This window comes from Phenylobacterium sp. (assembly GCF_028290885.1).
In the GTDB taxonomy this organism is placed as follows: Bacteria; Pseudomonadota; Alphaproteobacteria; order Caulobacterales; family Caulobacteraceae; genus Phenylobacterium.
Genome location: NZ_JAQGIZ010000152.1, coordinates 1 through 16402, shown reverse-complemented (window position 1 = coordinate 16402; position 16402 = coordinate 1). Strand labels below are relative to the sequence as shown.

The 16402-nt window shown below is 70.0% G+C and carries 16 protein-coding genes; 3 read left to right on the top strand and 13 right to left on the bottom strand.

Going from position 1 to position 16402, the window contains the following annotated elements; genetic code table 11:
• Nucleotides 1-182: 182 nt before the first annotated feature.
• The 11 genes from yihA to JWP28_RS10290 all read right to left on the bottom strand — a co-directional run bounded on the left by yihA (nucleotide 183) and on the right by JWP28_RS10290 (nucleotide 9831).
• On the bottom strand, nucleotides 183-821 hold the full coding sequence (gene yihA, locus JWP28_RS10340; RefSeq protein ID WP_299542682.1) for a ribosome biogenesis GTP-binding protein YihA/YsxC: 639 nt from the start codon (nucleotides 819-821) through the stop codon (nucleotides 183-185).
• On the bottom strand, nucleotides 818-2599 hold the full coding sequence (gene yidC, locus JWP28_RS10335; protein ID WP_299542681.1) for a membrane protein insertase YidC: 1782 nt from the start codon (nucleotides 2597-2599) through the stop codon (nucleotides 818-820). The genes yihA and yidC overlap by 4 nt, the downstream gene beginning before the upstream one ends.
• A 14-nt stretch (nucleotides 2600-2613) precedes the next feature.
• Nucleotides 2614-3024 carry a ribonuclease P protein component gene (gene rnpA / locus JWP28_RS10330; RefSeq protein ID WP_299542680.1) on the bottom strand — a complete coding sequence of 137 codons (411 nt, stop codon included), beginning with the start codon at nucleotides 3022-3024 and terminating at the stop codon, nucleotides 2614-2616.
• A gap of 27 nt (nucleotides 3025-3051) precedes the next feature.
• Nucleotides 3052-3186, bottom strand: a complete 135-nt coding sequence (gene rpmH, locus JWP28_RS10325) for a 50S ribosomal protein L34 (RefSeq protein WP_111457208.1) — start codon at nucleotides 3184-3186, stop codon at nucleotides 3052-3054.
• Between the two features lie 73 nt (nucleotides 3187-3259).
• Nucleotides 3260-4009 (bottom strand): type I methionyl aminopeptidase, encoded by a 750-nt coding sequence (gene map / locus JWP28_RS10320; RefSeq protein ID WP_299542679.1) that lies wholly within the window; start codon nucleotides 4007-4009, stop codon nucleotides 3260-3262.
• 380 nt (nucleotides 4010-4389) lie between these two features.
• The gene (locus tag JWP28_RS10315; RefSeq protein ID WP_299542678.1) at nucleotides 4390-5370 is read right to left on the bottom strand and encodes an NADPH:quinone oxidoreductase family protein; all 981 of its coding nucleotides are present in this window, start codon (nucleotides 5368-5370) and stop codon (nucleotides 4390-4392) included.
• A gap of 16 nt (nucleotides 5371-5386) precedes the next feature.
• Entirely contained in the window at nucleotides 5387-6433 is a 1047-nt protein-coding gene (locus JWP28_RS10310; protein WP_299542677.1) for an alpha/beta hydrolase, read from the bottom strand.
• A 2-nt stretch (nucleotides 6434-6435) separates the two neighbouring features.
• Nucleotides 6436-7059 carry a TetR/AcrR family transcriptional regulator gene (locus JWP28_RS10305; RefSeq protein WP_299542676.1) on the bottom strand — a complete coding sequence of 208 codons (624 nt, stop codon included), beginning with the start codon at nucleotides 7057-7059 and terminating at the stop codon, nucleotides 6436-6438.
• Between the two features lie 114 nt (nucleotides 7060-7173).
• Nucleotides 7174-8097, bottom strand: a complete 924-nt coding sequence (locus JWP28_RS10300; RefSeq protein WP_299542675.1) for an SDR family oxidoreductase — start codon at nucleotides 8095-8097, stop codon at nucleotides 7174-7176.
• A gap of 85 nt (nucleotides 8098-8182) precedes the next feature.
• Complete coding sequence (locus JWP28_RS10295; protein ID WP_299542674.1) at nucleotides 8183-8986, bottom strand: DUF72 domain-containing protein; 804 nt, start codon at nucleotides 8984-8986, stop codon at nucleotides 8183-8185.
• A gap of 62 nt (nucleotides 8987-9048) precedes the next feature.
• Complete coding sequence (locus JWP28_RS10290) at nucleotides 9049-9831, bottom strand: TetR/AcrR family transcriptional regulator (RefSeq protein ID WP_299542673.1); 783 nt, start codon at nucleotides 9829-9831, stop codon at nucleotides 9049-9051.
• Between the two features lie 224 nt (nucleotides 9832-10055).
• Between JWP28_RS10290 and JWP28_RS10285 the strand changes: the two genes are divergently transcribed.
• Genes JWP28_RS10285 through JWP28_RS10275 form a run of 3 tightly spaced genes read left to right on the top strand, consistent with a single transcriptional unit; the run spans nucleotide 10056 to nucleotide 15727 of the window.
• Nucleotides 10056-11495: a TolC family protein gene (locus JWP28_RS10285; RefSeq protein ID WP_299542672.1), complete on the top strand. Its 1440-nt coding sequence runs from the start codon at nucleotides 10056-10058 to the stop codon at nucleotides 11493-11495.
• 9 nt (nucleotides 11496-11504) lie between these two features.
• On the top strand, nucleotides 11505-12611 hold the full coding sequence (locus tag JWP28_RS10280) for an efflux RND transporter periplasmic adaptor subunit (RefSeq protein WP_299542671.1): 1107 nt from the start codon (nucleotides 11505-11507) through the stop codon (nucleotides 12609-12611).
• Complete coding sequence (locus tag JWP28_RS10275; protein ID WP_299542670.1) at nucleotides 12608-15727, top strand: efflux RND transporter permease subunit; 3120 nt, start codon at nucleotides 12608-12610, stop codon at nucleotides 15725-15727. The genes JWP28_RS10280 and JWP28_RS10275 overlap by 4 nt, the downstream gene beginning before the upstream one ends.
• On the opposite strand, the gene JWP28_RS10270 is transcribed toward JWP28_RS10275, so the two are convergent.
• Nucleotides 15724-16008 (bottom strand): EscU/YscU/HrcU family type III secretion system export apparatus switch protein, encoded by a 285-nt coding sequence (locus JWP28_RS10270; RefSeq protein WP_299542669.1) that lies wholly within the window; start codon nucleotides 16006-16008, stop codon nucleotides 15724-15726. The genes JWP28_RS10275 and JWP28_RS10270 overlap by 4 nt on opposite strands.
• Nucleotides 16005-16402, bottom strand: a 398-nt coding sequence (locus tag JWP28_RS10265; RefSeq protein ID WP_299542668.1) for a flagellar hook-length control protein FliK, incomplete at its 5' end; no start/stop codon positions are given. The genes JWP28_RS10265 and JWP28_RS10270, both read right to left, overlap by 4 nt.

Below are 16402 nucleotides of genomic sequence, written 5' to 3'. Positions count from 1 at the left end.
GCCGCCAGCCAGAAGCCGCGGTCCACCACGCCCTCCTCCTCCCAGCGGTCGAGGTTGGGGATCAGCGCCTTGTCGTAGAACTTGCGGACCTGGTCGCGGAAGAGGTTGAGATCATCGTCGAAGACGGTACGGGTGTCGGTCTGGAGCATGGGGATGTCTTAGCCCCCTGACGCGGGTTCCGCCTAGACCGCGCAGGCTGCGACGATCTCGGCGCGCAGTTCGGGGATGCCGGTTCCCTTTTCGGCGGAGGTGGCGAGCACGCGGGGGAAGGCGGCGGGGCGCTTGACGATGGCGGCCAGGGTGCGGGCGGTGACCGCCTCGACCTCGGCGGGCTTCAGCTTGTCGGCCTTGGTCAGCACGATCTGGTAGGAGACGGCGGCGGTGTCGAAGGCGTCGAGGGCTTCGGTGTCCACGTCCTTCAAACCATGGCGGCTGTCGATCAGCAGGTAGGCGCGCTTGAGGTTCGGGCGGCCCCGCAGGTAATCGCGGCCGAGGTTCTGGAACTTCTTCACATCGCCGCGCGAGGCGCGCGCGAAACCGTAGCCCGGCAGGTCGACCAGCCTGAGCTTCCCGTCGGCGACGAAGAAGTTCACCTCGCGAGTGCGGCCCGGCGAGTTCGAGGCCCGCGCCAGGTGAAGGCGCCCGGCCACCGCATTGATCAGCGTGCTTTTGCCGACGTTTGAGCGGCCGGCGAAGGCCACCTCCGGCAGGTCGGCGGGGGGCAGGCCGGCGATCGCGACCGCTCCCATCATGAAGCTGACCTCGTGGGCGAAGAGGACGCGGGCGGCCTCCACAGCCTCCGCGTCGAAGACCTCGCTCACCCGGTAGCCTTGCCCGTGACCCGGGCCAGGAACTTGTCGATCGGGTTCTCCACCTTGAAGCGGCGCATCATCACGTACTGCTGCAGGGTGGTGAGCACGTTCGACCAGGTCCAGTAGACCAGCAGCCCCACGGCGAAGGGGGCCATGATGAACATGAAGAACCACGGCATCAGCTGGAAGATCTTCTGCTGGGTGGGATCGATGCCGGTCTGCGGCGTCATCGATGTGGTCAGCCACATGGTGATCCCGTAGGCGAGCGGCAGGATGCCCAGGTGCAGGGTGCCGTCGAGGATTGGGCCGATCAGCGGGGCGTGCGCCGGGTTCCAGGGGATCAGGCCGAACAGGTTCCAGATGGTGGTCGGATCGCGCGCCGAGAGGTCGTTGATCCAGCCCATAAACGGCGCATGGCGCATCTCGATGGTGACGGACAGCACCTTGTAGAGCGAGAAGAACACCGGGATCTGCAGCAGGATCGGCAGGCAGCCGGCCAGCGGATTGACCTTCTCCCGCTGGTAGAGGGCCATGATCTCCTGCTGTTGCTTGGCCGGGTCGTCCTTGAAGCGCTTGCGAAGGTCCTCCATCAGCGGCTGGACCTTCTTCATCTTGGTCATCGACTCGTACTGCTTGTTGGCGATCGGGAAGAAGGCCAGGCGCACGCAGACGGTGAGCAGCAGGATGGCGACGCCGAAGCTGCCGACGTAGTGGAAGATGAATTCCAGGAACGAGAAGATCGGCCGGGTGAGGAACCAGAACATGCCCCAATCGACGGCGTCGTCGAAGTGGGCGATGCCGAGCTTGGACTGGTAGCTCGTGAGCAGGGGCACGGTCTTGGCGCCGGCGAACAGGTGCTGGGTCGCGGTCACCTGGGTCCCGGGCGCGATGGTCCGCGCGGCGCCGGTGTAGTTGGCCTCGTAGACATCCAGTCCGCCGTTCTTGGCGTCGCGATAGACCGCGTGGACATGCTCGCTGGGATTGGGGATCAGGGCGGCCAACCAGTACTTGTCGGTGATGCCGGTCCAGGCGCCGGTGGAATTGAAGTCCTCGGTCTGGCCAGCGCCCTTCGACAGGTCCTTGTACTTGAACGCCCGCACGCGTCCGTCGAGGTAGCCGACCGTGCCCTCATGCACGACCCCCGTCTTGCCGACGTCGGGGGGCACGCCCTGGCGCTGCACCGAGCCGTAGGGCGCCAGCGTCACCGGCTGGGCGCCGGTGTTGGCCACGGTGTCGGTGAGGGTGAACATGTAGTTGGGGTCCACGGCGATCTGCCGCGTGAACGTCAGCCCCTGGCCGTTGGCGTAGGTCAGCACCAGCGGCTGGCCCGGGCTGAGCGTCGAGCCCTGCGTCAGGGTCCAGACGGTGTTGGGCCCCGGCAGGCCGGGCACGTTCTGGCCCACCCAGCCGAAGTCCACGAACCAGGGGAAGGCCGTGCCCTCGGGGCGCAGCATTTCGACCGCCGGCGAGTTCTTATCGGTGGTCTGGCGGTACTGGGTGAGGAAGAGGTCGTCGAGGCGGGCGCCGCGCAGCGAGATCGAGCCCTTCAGCGCCGGCGTCGCAACCGGCACGCGGGGACTGGCGGCCAGCGCCGCGGCGCGGGTCACGGCGGGCGGGGCGGCAAGCGCCGGGGCGCTGGGCATCACCGAGGCGGCGGCGGGCGGGTGGGCCTTCAGCTCGGCCTGCCGGCGCTTGTTCGCCGGCTCGACCACCCACACCTGGTAGATGACGAACAGCACGGCGGCGCACACGCCGAAGATGAGCAGGTTGCGATTGTCTTCAGTCATCGAGGGGAGGCTGCTCAATCTTGAGAGGGCGGCGCGCGTGCAGGGTGGCGCGCGCGGGCGTCGCCATCGGCGGCGAGCCTTATCAGCGCGCTTTTCACATCGTCAAGCAAACGCGGCCAGGGACGGGTGGTCACACCGCCGCGGGCGATGAACACATAGTCGTAACCTGGGGACGCCAGGCCAGGAAGCAAGAGGCGTGCGGCTTCACGCATCCGCCTTTTCGCGCGGTTGCGCTGGACCGCCCCGCCGATCCGCTTGGTGGCAGTGAATCCGGCGCGGACCAGGGGCTCGGCATCGCGCGGTCGGGCCTGGATGAGGACGGCGCCACGCGCGCAATGCGCGGCTTGCGCGCAGGCCAGGAAGTCCGGGCGTTTCCTGAGGCGTTCGATCTTGAAGGGGGCGATTTCAAGGGGGGCGTCGGTCACACCGACACCATAGCTTAAGCGCTCGGCTTAGGCGCTCAGGCGCTTGCGGCCCTTGGCGCGGCGCCGCGCCAGCACCTTCTGCCCGTTCTTGGTGGACATGCGCAGGCGGAAGCCGTGGCGGCGGGCGCGAACGAGACGCGACGGTTGAAAAGTCCGCTTCACGGGAGGCTCCGGGGGTCGAAAATCGAGCGGCGGTGGATAGTGGAAGGGGAGGGCGGTGTCAACCTGCTGAGCCTCAGTCTGCCAGCGTCAGCACCACGGGACCACGGCGGGTGGCGACCAGGGTATGCTCATATTGCACAGTAGGGCGCCCGTTGGTGGGGCGCAGCGTCCAGCCGTCCCCGGTTTCCTCGACCCAGTCATCACCGAGGGAAAGGAAGGGCTCGATGGTGAAGACCAGACCCTCGCCGATGCGCCGGCGGTCGCCGGGCTCGGACCATGTGGGGATTTCTTTGGGCTCCTCGTGCAGGGCCGACCCTACGCCATGGCTCGCGAGGTTCTTGATGAGGCTGTAGCCGTTGCGGTCTGCGAAAGCCTCGATGCTGCGGCCGATGGCGCCGAGCTCGCCGCCGGCGCGCACGGCGCGGATGCCGGTCCAGAGCGCGCGGCGGCCGTCGCGGCACAGTCGCTCGACCCTGGGCGCGACCGGCGGGACGGCGAAGCTCGCGCCGGTGTCGCCGTAGAAGCCGTCGATTTCGGCGGAGACATCGATGTTGACCAGGTCGCCGGCGGCGATCGCGCGATCGTCGGGGATGCCGTGCGCCACGTCGGGGCCGATGGAGATGCAGGTCGCGCCGGGGAAGCCGTAGGTCAGTTCCGGGGCCGAGCGGGCGCCCTCCAGCTCCAAGAGACGCCGGCCGATGCCATCCAACTCCCGGGTGGTGATCCCGGGCTCCAGCGCTTCGCCCATGGCCTTGAGCGTACGCGCGACGACGCGCCCTGCGACCTTCAGCTTTTCCAGCTCGTCTTCGCTGCCGATGGTCATGAGAAGGAGCCCCTCAAGGGAGCATCCGTAGGGATGTCTCCCGTCCATAGATTTCACGGATGATGGGAGCCTTCGGGCCTGGGCAAGTCAAGGAGCGGCCCTTGGCCGCCCGCGTGGCGGCGCGCCTGCGGCGCGCCTGCGGCGCGTCCTTGAGTTGCCCGGGCCCGAAGGCAAACTGGCCGCCATGAAATCTAAGCCGAGGTTTGGCGCGCCCCTTCTCCCCTTGTGGGAGAAGGTGTCGGCCGAAGGCTGACGGATGTGGGGTCGCTCTCCGTCATCCGCGCGAAACTGAGCATCGGGTGAAGCCGAGGTTTCTGAGAGACCCCACATCCGACCTGCTTCGCAGGCCACCTTCTCCCACAAGGGGAGAAGGGCGCACCCTACAGATCCGGCCGCACGATCGTCTTGCCGATCACCTTGCGGTCGGCCAGCGAGTCGAAGGCGGCGCGCCAGTCGGCCAGGGGGTATTCGGCGTCGACACGGGGGCGGACCTTGCCCTCCTCGGCGAGCTTCCAGATGGCTTCGTGGTTCTCGCGGCCCTTGTCGGGGAACTGGCGGCCGTATTCGCCGGCGCGGACGCCGATCACCGAGAAGCCCTTGATGAGCGCGATGTTGACCGGCAGCACCGGCAGGCGGCCGGAGGTGAAGCCGATGGAGAGGATGCGGCCGCCGAAGGAGATGCAGCGCAGGCTCTCGTCGAACACGTCGCCGCCCACGGGGTCGTAGATCACGTCGGCGCCCTTGCCGCCGGTGAGCGCCTTGACCCGCTCGCGGAAGCCGCCTGTGACATTGACGGTGGCGTCGGGGGCGTACTCGTCGGCGATGACGGCGAGCTTGGCGTCGGAGGCAGAGGCGGCGATCACCCGCGCCCCCATGATCTGCGCCAGGTCGACGGCGGCCAGGCCCACGCCGCCGGCGGCGCCGTGCACCAGCACCCACTCGCCGGCCTGCAGCCGGGCGCAGCGCTCGAAGGCGACGTAGGCGGTAAGGTAGGCGACCGCATAGCCGGCCGCCTGGCTGAAGGTCAGGGTGTCGGGCTTGCGGCGCAGTCCCGAAGCGGGGAGCGCGGCGTATTCGGCCATGCCGCCGCGGCCGCCGCCGGCCACCGCGTCGCCCGGCGCGAAGGCCGAGACGCCGGGGCCGACCGCGTCCACCTCGCCGGCCAGCTCCATGCCGGGGGTGAAGGGGACCGGCGGCTTGTGCTGGTGCTCGCCTCGGGTCTGCATCAGGTCGGGGAAGTTCACCGCCGCGGCGCGGACCCTGATCCGCACCTCGCCGGGGCCGGGCTCGGGGGTCGGGATGTCCTTGACGACGCAGCCCGCGTAGTCGGCCGCCAACCGCTCGACGACCAGGGCGCGCATCAGCCGGGCGCGCGCATCAGGCGATGCGGCCTTCGAAGCCCTCGCGCACCAGGCCCGCCACCTCGCGGCAGGCGACGTCGGCGCAGGGCACCGCGCCGGTGAAGGCGGTGAAGCCGTGCGCCAGGCCGTCGTAGCAGCGGTAGACCGTGGGCACGCCGGCATCCTTCAGCCGCCGCGCATAGGCCTCGCCCTGGTCGAGCAGCGGGTCGAAGCCGGCGGTGACCACGACGGCCGGCGCCAGGCCCGAGACGTCCTTGGCCCGCAAAGGCGACAGGCGCGGGTCGGCGGGGCTGTCGCCCGGACCCATGTAGTGGCCCATGAACCAGTCCATGGTCGCGCGGTTCAGCGGGAAGGCGTCGGCGTAGGTGGTCATCGAGGCGCTCTCGCAGGCCACGTCGACGCAGGGGTAGATCAGCAGCTGCAGCACGGGCTGCGGCTCGCCGGCCCGCTTCAGTTCCTGGCAGGCGATGGCGGCGAAATTGCCGCCCATGGAATCGCCGCCGATGGCCGCCTGGGCCAGCGGCGCGCCGAACCGCTCGGCGTTGTCGCGGCCGTAGCGATAGGCCGCCAGCACGTCCTCGAGGCCGGCCGGGAAGCGGTGCTCGGGCGCCAGCCGGTAGTCGACGGAAAGCACCGGGCCGCGCCCGTCCTTGGCCAGGATGGTGCAGAAGGCGTGGCAGATCTCCGGGTCGCCGATCACCCCGCCGCCCATGTGGGCGAAGACCATCAGCGGCGCCTCGGGATCCTGGGCGTCGGGGCGATAAAGCCGGGCCGGGATATCCCCCGCCGGTCCCGGGATGCTCAGGGGCTCAAAGCGAACGCCGCGCTCCGGGTCGCCGCTCATGCTGGCCAGCGTGGCGGCGGCGCCGCGCCGGGCTTCCTCAGGCGTCAGCGTGGTCATCGGCGGCGCGCCGCGGGCCTGGGCCGCCAGGTACTGCAGCCGGGGATCGAGGGTGCGGCCGCCCTGGTAGACCACCCCGCCGCCAGACATCAGCCGCAGCACCGGCGTGGGCAGGCTGAGCAGCTTGCGGACGACCATGCGCTGGGTGGCGGGGCTGGGCATGGTCAGGCCGGCGCCTTGGGCAGGCCCTTCAAACCGCCGAGGATCATGGCGATGGCGAACTCCGCGGCGCCGGCGGTGTCGATGGGCCGGCGCTCCAGCATCCTGTCGCCGACGTCGCGGGCGATGGCGATACAGGCGGCGGCCATGTAGTCGGGGTCGGCCATCGGCCCCGTGCGCTCGGCGACCGCCTCGGCCAGCGCGTCGCGCACCTCGGCGAACACCGCGGCCATCTCAGGGGTCTCGCCCTGGACGTGCAGGTGCGGCTCGCCGGGAGGGCGGCGGGCCGCCCAGTTCCTGTGCTCGTCGGCGATGAAGGCGAAGTAGGCGCCGATGGCCAGCTCGACGAAGGTTTCGAAGCTGTGGCCGTGGCCGCGCAGGCCCTTGAGGATCGGGCCGAACCGCCGCGCGCCGTCGTCGGCCAGCGCCGCGAACACCTCCTCCTTGGAGCGGTAGTAGTTGTAGAAGGTGCCTGCCGCGAGGCCCGTGCGGCGGATGATGTCGCGCACCGTGGCGGTCTCATAGCCCAGCTCGCCGAACACCTCCCGGGCGGCGTCGAGGATCGCCTGTCGGTTGGCGACCTTGGTCTGCTCGCGCTTGCCGACGTTGAGATAGGCGACCTGGGACATGAACCCTTACGGAGACTCAAAAAAAGTGACGCGCGTCACCCTACGGGCGCCACCGCGGAAAGCCAACATACGCCGGTTATGCCTTCCAAACCGTTCCCCGGACGGTCCTTTTCGTTAGACCGTGCGCTGGGCGCGGTCCTTCTCGTTTGCGGCGCGGATCGAGTCGCGGGCGGCCTCCCACTCGGCGTCGCCCCAGCTGGCCAGGCGCGAGAAGCCGCCGCCCTGCAGGTGGGAGCCGCCGTCGATGGCGATGGTCTGGCCGTTGACGTAAGCCGAGCCGGGATCGAGCAGGAAGACCGCGAGGTTGGCCAGCTCGCGCATCTCGCCGTTGCGGCCCAGCGGGATGGTCGGATCGGCGGGTTCGTCGCCGCGGTCCTGGCCGCCGGGGTTCAGCCGCGCGGTCATCCCCTCGGTGGGGAAGGGGCCGGGCGCGATGGCGTTGAAGCGGATGCCGCGGTTGCCCCACTCCACGGCCAAGGAGGCGGTCATCACGTTCAGCCCGGCCTTGGACATGGCCGAGGGCACGGTGAAGGGGCCGCCGTTCCACACCCAGGTGGTGAGGATCGAGACCACCGAGGCGTGCTTGCCTTCCGCCAGCCAGCGCTTGCCGCATTCCAGCGTCACGAAGAACGAGCCGCGGAAGACGATGTTGGCGATGGCGTCGAAGCCGCGGGCGGAGAGGTCTTCGGTGCGGCTGATGAAGTTACCGGCGGCGTTGTTGACCAGGCCGGTGAGCGCTCCGCCGTCAGCCCAGACCGTGTCTATCATCTCGGCGATGGCTTCCGGCACGCGGATGTCGCAGGCGAGCCCCACGCACTTGCCGCCCCCCTTTTGGCTGGCATGGGCGTCAGTGAGTTCCTTGGCCGCGGCCTCCACCACCCCGCCGCGCCGCCCGCAGATGTAGACCTCGGCGCCCAGGATCAGGCAGGCCTCGGCCATCACCTTGCCAAGGCCGGTGCCGCCGCCGGTGATCAGGATCCGCTGGCCCTGCATCAGGCCGGGACGGAACATCAGCTGGTCCAACGAGAGTTCGGCCATCGCGGTGCTTCCTTCCTTCTTCTTTTCTCCGCCGATCGGACGCCTCTGACCCTAGGTAGGTCAACCGCCTGCGTCCGGCGCCTGGCTATCTACCGACGCGCTCGATCAGCGCCATGGCGGCGGCGGGGGCGCGGACCTTTCCCTCGTGGATGACGAAGGCGTAGACGTCGCGCGGCGCCGTGGGCGCGGCGCTCGCGGAATCGACGGCGGGCAGGTCGTCAGGCTGTCCGCCCTCGGCGTAGGTATTGAAGCGCCTGGCCCACAGGTCGAGGTCGGCCGGCGCGTAGGCGGTCTCGATGTCGTCCGACCCGGTCTGCAGGCGGGCGTAGACCACCTCGCCGGTGACGTCGGGGATAAGCGGATAGTCGGAGTGGTCGGCCAGGCAGATGGTGACCCCGTACTTGCGGGCGAGCGCGATGAACTCCGGCGTCCTGAAGCTGGCGTGCCGCGGTTCGACCACGTGGGTCAACGGCAGGCCTTCCTGGGCCGCGGGCAGCAGCTTGAGGAAGGCCTCGAAGTCGTCCGGATCGAACTTCTTGGTCCCCATGAACTGCCACAGGACCGGCCCCAGCCGGTCGCCGAGCTCGACAAGGCCCTGGCTCAGGAACCGCTCCATGCTCTCGCCCATCTCACCCAGGATCTTGCGGTTGGTGCAGAAGCGCGAGGCCTTCACCGCGAACTTGAAACCCTCCGGCGTCGCCGCGCGCCACTTGGCCCAGCTGTCCGGCTTGAAGCTGGAATAGTAGGTGCCGTTGATCTCGATGGCGGTGAGGTGGGACGCAGCGTAGGCGAGTTCGTCGGCCTGCTTGAGGCCCGCCGGATAAAAGACCCCGCGCCAGGGCTCGAAGGTCCAGCCGCCGATGCCGGCCCTTATGCGTCCTGCCGCCATGTTTCCGTTCCGCGGTGTGGTTGTTTGGAATGGGGGACCCTAGTGGGGCCCGGCGGAAACGGCTAGGCGGCGCTGGCTCCCGCGCTCCGCCGGCCGGCGATGAACACTTCGATCCCGTCCAGCACCCGCTGCAGGCCGAATTCGAAGTTGCGCGCCGGGTCAGGCGCCGAGATCCGGCCCGCCTTGTAGGCCTCGCCGATCCGCACCGTCGTCGGGTAGCGCTCCGGATCCACCAGATCGGCGAGCAGGGGCGTGTTGAGCGTCCACCACTGCTCGTCGGTCATGCCGCTCTGGCGCTCCGCCTCCCGGGCCTCCAGCGCCGCGCGTACGGCGCCGCGCACATAGTCGCCGATCAGGGCGGAGAGCTGGTCCATCTCCATCTCGGTCAGCCCCAGGCCGTCGATGGCGCGCAGGCTCGCCTCGACGTTGGCCAGCACGTTGGGGCCCAGCGGCGGGCGGTGCATTCCGGCCTGCATGATCCAGGGATGGCGCTGGGCAAGCGCCCAGCGCTGGCGGGCGAGCCGGGTCAGCTGGCCGCGCCAATCGCCGTCCGCGGCCGTGGGCGCGGCGACCTCGGCCGCCACCCGGTCCAGCATCAGGTCCATGAGCTCGGCCTTCGAGGGCACATAGGTGTAGAGCGACATGGGCGAGACCCCCAGGGCCTCGGCCACGCGGCGCATGGACAGCGCCGCCAGTCCCTCGGCGTCGGCAAGCGCGATGGCTGCCTGGACGACCTCGTCCACCGAATGGCGGGGCTTGGGACCGCGACGGCGGGGGCCGGCCACGCCCCACAGCAGGGCGATACTGCGCCCCGGATCGCCACGCCCGATGAATTCCGTCGCCATGCGCCAATTTACACGCCAGATAACACTTTACAACATACGGAGTTTAGCTCAGAGGAGGGTCCGCCCGGGTGGCCGGAGAGGCGCCGGCGGGGCGTCGCCATCACTGGGCTTGTGTGTTCATGTCGCTAGACGTGCGGTTTCGGCCCCTGCATCCAATGGGGCTCCACGCGGCGACTAGGGGAAAGTCGTCGCGTCGTCACGTGGCCAGTTCACGAAATCCATCCATGCGTTCCGCACTACCGATCGCCGTTCTGGCATGCCTTGCGCTCGGCGCGTGCGCCCATGTGCGCACGCCGGACCTGCGCCTGCCGGCGGCCTACGAGGCGCCCCATAGCACTTCAGGGGGGGGCGCACCGGCTGGCGCCGTCGAGCTCGACCGCTGGTGGTTGGCGTTCGGCGACGCGGAGCTCACCGGCCTGATCGACCAGGCGCTGGCCGCCAACCCCGACGCGCGCAGCGCCGCCGCGCGGCTCACCGAGGCGCGCGCCAACCGCACCGAGGCCCTGGTCCACTTCCTGCCGCAGGGCGACGTCACCGGCTCCACGCGGCGGACCGACACCCACCAGCTGGCCGGGACGGTGTTCAACTTCCCGGGCTTTTCCTCGAGCGGCGTGTCCGACGCCTCGGCGGTCAACTTCAACGTCAGCTGGGAGGTGGACATCTTCGGGCGCTTCCTGGCGGCGCGGAAGGCCGTCAACGGCGATCTCGCCGCGGCCCGCTTCGACTACGAGGGCGCGCGGGCCAGCCTCGCGGCCAGTGTCGCCGACGCCTATTTCCAGGCCCGCGGGCTGGCCATCCAACTCGCCGACGCGCGGGAGACGGCGCGCATCGAGCGTGAGCTCTACGACACGGCCACCAAGCGAGCGGCCGTGGGAATCGGGGCCTCCTCCGACGCCGACCGGGTGGCCGGGGACCTGGCCCAGGCCGACGCCCAGGCGGCCGGCCTCGAGGCCGAGTTGCAGGCCCAGCGCCGCACGATCCTGATCCTCGCCGGACGCACGATCGAGCCGACGGCCAACGTCGCGGTCGAGCCCAACGTCGGCACGCTGCCGCCGGTGCCGGAGGCGATCCCCAGCGAACTCCTGAAGCGCCGTCCCGACGTGCGCGAGGCCGAGGCGCGCGTGGCGGCCCAGGCCGGCCGCTCAGACGCCGATATCCTGGCCTTCCTGCCGACGCTCAACTTCACGCCGGGCCTCGGCTGGCAGAAGCAGTCGCAGCCGGGCTTCTCGGTCACGGCCCAGTCGCTTGTCACCGGCGGGACCTTCACCCAGCCGCTGCTGTCGATCCCCAAGCTGCTGGCGGAGCTGAAGGCGCAGAACGCCCGCACCGAGCAGGCGGTGATCGCCTATGAGAAGGCCGTGCAGACCGCGTTTTCCGAATCCGAAGGCGCGCTGGTGCGGCTCGACGCCGACCGCCGGCGCGTGGCGCTGCTGACCGACGGCGAGGTCCGCGCGGCGCGCGGCTACCGCGCCTCGAAGATCGGCTACGACCGCGGGCTGACCGACCTGCAGACGGCGCTCAGCGCCGAGCAGTCGTGGCGGACCACCCGCTCGCAACTCACGGCCGCCCAGGTGCAGGCGCTCCGCCGCACCGTCCAGGCCTACAAGGCGCTCGGCGGCGGCTGGCCCGCCGAACGCTTCCCAACCCAGGCGCAGGCCCGCTGAGACGTGATCATGAGACGATACCTGCCCCTCCTGCCGCTGATCGCGGCCCTCGCCCTGGCCGGTTGCCAGAAGCCTGCGGCCAAGACGACCGAGGCCCAGAACGCCCGCGCCGTGCGCGTGGTGCGCCTGGAGCCGCGCGAGATCTCCGGCGCCCTGGCCGCCTCGGGCGACCTGCTGCCGCGTGAAGAAGCCGCCGTTCTGCCCGAGGTCAGCGGCTACCGCGTGGCCAAGGTGCTGGTCGATGTCGGCGACACGGTGAAGAAGGGCCAGACGCTGGTGCAGCTCGACCCGGCGCTGATCCAGGGCCAGCTCGCCCAGCAACAGGCGCTCGCCGCCCAGGCCGAGGCCAACGCCCTGCAGGCTGAAGAGCAGGCCAGCCGCGTCAAGGACCTCGACAACCAGGGCGTCATCTCCCAGGAGGCGATCGACCAGCGGCGCTTCCAGGCTCGGGCCGCGCGCGCCACCGCCAACGCCCAGGCCGCGATGCTGCGGGACATCCGCACGCGCAACGCCAAGCTTGCGGTCACCGCCCCGGTCGGCGGACTGGTGCTGGAGCGGACGGTGCGGCCGGGCGACATGTCGACGGGCGTCGGGACGACGCCCTGGTTCCGCATCGCGCGCGACAGCGAGATCGAACTGGCCGCGCAGCTCTCCGAGGACGACCTGGCGAAGGTCCGCCCGGGCCAGCGCGCCGAGGTGACCCTGCCCAGCGGCGCGGTGGTGGCTGGCGTGGTGCGGCTGGTCAGCCCGCAGATCGACCCCCAGAGCAAGCTCGGCGTCGTGCGCGTGCACCTGCCGGTCAGCCGCGAGATCCGCGCCGGCGGCTTCGGCCGCGCCGTCTTCTCCGACGTCAGCGGCATGGTGCTGGCTGCGCCGGAGACGGCGGTTCGCTATGACGCCGACGGGGCGAGCGTGATGGTGGTGGGTCCGGACAACCGGGTGAGGCACGTGGTGATCCAGGCCGGCCAGCGCGGCGGCGGCCTCGTGCAGCTGATCAAGGGACCCCCCGCCGGGTCCCGGGTCGTCGAGAACGCCGCGGCCTTCCTCTTGGACGGCGACCTGGTCAAGCCCGCCGACGGCGCGCCGCCGGCGCCCGCCAAGGTGGCCAGGCGATGAGCGAACAACGCCGCTTCGCGATATCCGCCTGGGGCATCCGGAACCCGGTTCCGGTGGCGGTGCTGTTCATCGGTCTCGTGCTGGCGGGCGTCATCGCCTACATGGGCCTGCCGATCAAACAGTACCCGAACATCCAGTTCCCAATCATCGCCGTCACCGTCACCCAGAACGGCGCGGCGCCCGGCGAAATGGAAACCCAGATCACCCGGCCCGTCGAGGACGCGCTGGCGGGGATCAGCGGGGTCAAGAACGTCCAGTCGACCGTGACGCAGGGCGTGTCCACCACCTCGCTGCAGTTCGAGATCGGCGAGAACCTCCAGAAGAAAACCGACGAGGTCCGCTCGAAGATCGCCCAGGCGCGGGCTATCCTGCCCCGGGATATCGACGAGCCGATCGTCCAGCAGGTCGAGATCGACGACGCCGCGCCGATCCTGACCTACGCGGTCGCCGCGCCCGGCATGACCGACGACGAGCTCTCCTGGTTCATCGACGACACCGTCTCGCGCCATCTACAGGCCGCGAGGGGCGTCTCCCAGGTGAGCCGCGTGGGCGGCGTGTCGCGCGAGATCAACGTCGTGATCAGTCCCGACCGGCTGGCCGCACGGGGGCTGACCGCGAGCCAGGTCAACGCCGCCCTGCGCGGCGTCCAGGTGGACGCGCCGGGGGGCCGGGTGAACGTCGGCGGGCGCGAACAGACGCTCAGGGTCTATTCCAACGTCGCCACGGTGGCGCAGCTGCGGAACCTGAACATCCCGACCGGCGCCGGCCGTTTCGTGAAGCTTTCCGACGTGGCCGACGTCGGCGACGGGGCGTCCGAGGTGCGGGGCTTCGCGCGGCTCAACGGCCGGCCGGTGGTCGGTTTCCAGGTCGCCAAGACCAAGGAAGCCAGCGATGTGGTCGCCGAGGACGCGGTAGCCGCCGAGATCGCCAAGCTCGAGAAGGCTCAACCGGGCGTCAAGTTCACCAAGATCTTCTCGTCGGTCGACGACACCCGCGCCGCCTTCCACGCCACCCAGCACGTCCTGGGCGAGGGAATGTTCCTGGCCGCGCTGGTGGTGTTCTTCTTCCTGCGCGATTGGCGCGCCACCATGATCACCGCGGTCGCCATGCCGATCTCGCTGATCCCGACCTTCTTCGTGATGAAGCTCATGGGCTTCTCGCTGAACGTGGTCACCCTGCTGGCGCTGACCCTGGTGGTCGGCATCCTGGTCGACGACGCCATCGTCGAGATCGAGAACATCGAGAAGCGGGTGGCCCGCGGCATGCGGCCCTATCAGGCGGCCCTCGAAGGCGCCGATGCCATCGGCCTGGCCGTGGTGGCCACCACCATGGCCATCGTCGTGGTGTTCACGCCGGTCAGCTTCATGCCGGGGATCCCGGGCCAGTTCTTCAAGGAGTTCGGCCTCACGGTCTCGGTGGCGGTGCTGTTCTCCCTGCTGGTGGCGCGGCTGGTGACGCCGCTGATGGCCGCCTACCTGCTTAAGCCGACCTTGAAACCGCACGACCGCAAGCCGTTCACGGGCTTCTACCGCAACGCGCTCGAGTGGGCGCTGGCGCACCGGATCGTCGCGGCGATCCTGGGGTTCGCGATGTTCGCCGGGTCGGTGATGCTGTTCCCGCTGCTGCCGCAGGGCTTCCAGCCGGCCGGCGACCCCGACTTCATGTACGTCGACATCCAGGGTCCGCCCGGCGCCTCGGTCGCCGACATGGAGGACACGGCCCAGCGGATCAACGGGCTTTTCGGCGCCCAGTCGGAGGTGACCGGCGTCTTCATCCAGATCGGCTCCACCGTCTCGAGCTTCGGGCCCGGCATGTCGGGCGCGGGCGGCGGCGACCTGCGCAGCGGCACGGCCACCATCCTGCTCAAGTCCAAGCGCAAGGCGACCGGCAACGAGATCCGCAACCGGCTGCGCGAGCAGCTGCGCGCGATCCCCGACGCCCGCCTGAATTTCCTCGACTTCCAAGGCGCGGCCGGCTTCCAGCAGATCCTCACCGGGGACAACCCGGACAACCTGCAGCGCGCGGCCCGGGAACTGGAACGCGAGATGCGCCAGCTGCCCGAACTGGCCGACCCGCACCCGTCCAAGCCGCCTGAGGCGCCGGAGATCGTCATCCGGCCCAAGGCCGACGTGGCCGCGCGGCTGGGGGTCTCGGCGGACACCCTAGCCACCATCGTGCGCGTCGCGACGGTCGGGGACATCGACGCCAACGTCGCCAAGTTCAACGAGGGCGAGCGCCGCATCCCGATCCGCATCCGCCTGCCGGAAACCGCGCGGGCGGACATCCAGCGGATCGGCGCGCTGCGCGTGCCCATCGCTTCGGGCGGTTCGACGACGCTGGACAGCGTGGCCGACATCGGCTTCCAGGCCGGGCCGGCGCGCATCGACCGGCTCAACCGCGAACGTCAGCTGACGGTGCGGGCCGAGCTCAACGGCGTGCAGATGGGCCAGGCGCAGAAGGCGGTGAACAACCTGCCGATCATGAAGCATCTGCCGCCCGGCGTGCGTCCGGCGGCGATCGGCAACCAGCAGGCCATGGCCGAACTGTTCGGCGGCTTCCTGCTGGCGATCTTCGCCGGGGTCTCGATGATCTTCGGGGTGCTGGTGCTGCTGTTCCGCAGCTTCTTCAAACCGGTGGTGATCCTCTCGGCCCTGCCGCTGGCGGTGGGCGGCGCCTTCCTGGGGCTGCTGATCTTCCACCTTTCGCTGTCGATCCCCTCGCTGATCGGCTTCCTGATGCTGCTGGGCCTGGCCGCAAAGAACTCGATCCTACTGGTCGAATACGCCATCGAGCGCGAGCGGGACGGCATGAGCCAGCACGACGCCATCATCGAGGCCTGCCGCGAGCGGGCGAGGCCGATCGTCATGACCACCATGGCCATGGCCGCCGGCATGCTGCCCACCGCGCTGGCGCTGGAGAAGGGCGCCGAATTCCGCCAGCCGATGGCCGTGGCGGTGATCGGCGGCCTGATGACGTCCACGGTCCTCTCCCTCGTGTTGGTTCCGGTTGTCTATGAATTCATTGATGATTTCGAGCAGTGGCTGCGGCCCAAGCTGGCCCGGCTGGTGACGCCGCGCGAGGCGGCGCTGCAGCCCGTGCCGGAGGATCGGCTCTAGGGTTTCAACGGGACGGCCGCCCGCGTCGTCGTGGCGCGCAGGATGAAGGCGAGGATGGTGGCGATCGCTTCGTAGAGTTCGCGCGGGATCTCGCTCTCCACCTCTACGGACGCGAGCGCCTCGGCGAGCGGGGCGTTTTCCTCGAGCGGCACGCCGTGCTCGCGGGCGGTGTCGATGATCCGCTTGCCGAAGTCTCCCCGGCCGACGGCGACCACCTTTGGCGCGCCGGCGCCTTCATACTTGAGGGCCACGGCGAGCGGGGTCTTGCCGGTCGCGGTCATGAGGTCTGGTCCACGAACCGGCCCCGCGCCGGTACGGACTGCCTGGGGGCGCCCACGCGGAAGACGACGTCCCCCGGCAGCGCCCGGGCGAGCTCGGCGCCCTGGCTGCGCAGCAGATCGAGGCCACCCTCGCGTTCGGCCCAGATCGTGACCGCGGCCCGACCGCCCTTCATCCCCAGGTGAACGTGCACCGGGCCGGGCGGCTCGATGTCTACCGAGAACCGCACACGCCAGGACTCTGGCCCCTCGGCGACGCCTGCCTCCGGGGCGTCACGGTCGACTTCGAATTGCGCGACGGCCGTTCCCTGCGGCGTGGCGACCGGCAGCTCGAACATCCAGGTCGTCGTCGTCCCATCGGGCAAGGCGGCCGGTTGCTGGAGCGTCTGGCGCGCCT

Excerpts from the sequence above, each read along its gene's own strand:
- JWP28_RS10305 (WP_299542676.1), bottom strand. The coding sequence starts at position 7,059 with ATGTCCCAGGTCGCCTATCTCAACGTCGGCAAGCGCGAGCAGACCAAG.
- JWP28_RS10275 (WP_299542670.1), top strand. The coding sequence starts at position 12,608 with ATGAGCGAACAACGCCGCTTCGCGATATCCGCCTGGGGCATCCGGAAC.
- JWP28_RS10285 (WP_299542672.1), top strand. The coding sequence starts at position 10,056 with ATGCGTTCCGCACTACCGATCGCCGTTCTGGCATGCCTTGCGCTCGGC.
- JWP28_RS10300 (WP_299542675.1), bottom strand. The coding sequence starts at position 8,097 with ATGGCCGAACTCTCGTTGGACCAGCTGATGTTCCGTCCCGGCCTGATG.
- JWP28_RS10280 (WP_299542671.1), top strand. The coding sequence starts at position 11,505 with ATGAGACGATACCTGCCCCTCCTGCCGCTGATCGCGGCCCTCGCCCTG.
- JWP28_RS10310 (WP_299542677.1), bottom strand. The coding sequence starts at position 6,433 with ATGCCCAGCCCCGCCACCCAGCGCATGGTCGTCCGCAAGCTGCTCAGC.
- map (WP_299542679.1), bottom strand. The coding sequence starts at position 4,009 with ATGACCATCGGCAGCGAAGACGAGCTGGAAAAGCTGAAGGTCGCAGGG.
- JWP28_RS10290 (WP_299542673.1), bottom strand. The coding sequence starts at position 9,831 with ATGGCGACGGAATTCATCGGGCGTGGCGATCCGGGGCGCAGTATCGCC.
- JWP28_RS10315 (WP_299542678.1), bottom strand. The coding sequence starts at position 5,370 with ATGCGCGCCCTGGTCGTCGAGCGGTTGGCGGCCGACTACGCGGGCTGC.
- JWP28_RS10270 (WP_299542669.1), bottom strand. The coding sequence starts at position 16,008 with ATGACCGCGACCGGCAAGACCCCGCTCGCCGTGGCCCTCAAGTATGAA.
- JWP28_RS10295 (WP_299542674.1), bottom strand. The coding sequence starts at position 8,986 with ATGGCGGCAGGACGCATAAGGGCCGGCATCGGCGGCTGGACCTTCGAG.
- yidC (WP_299542681.1), bottom strand. The coding sequence starts at position 2,599 with ATGACTGAAGACAATCGCAACCTGCTCATCTTCGGCGTGTGCGCCGCC.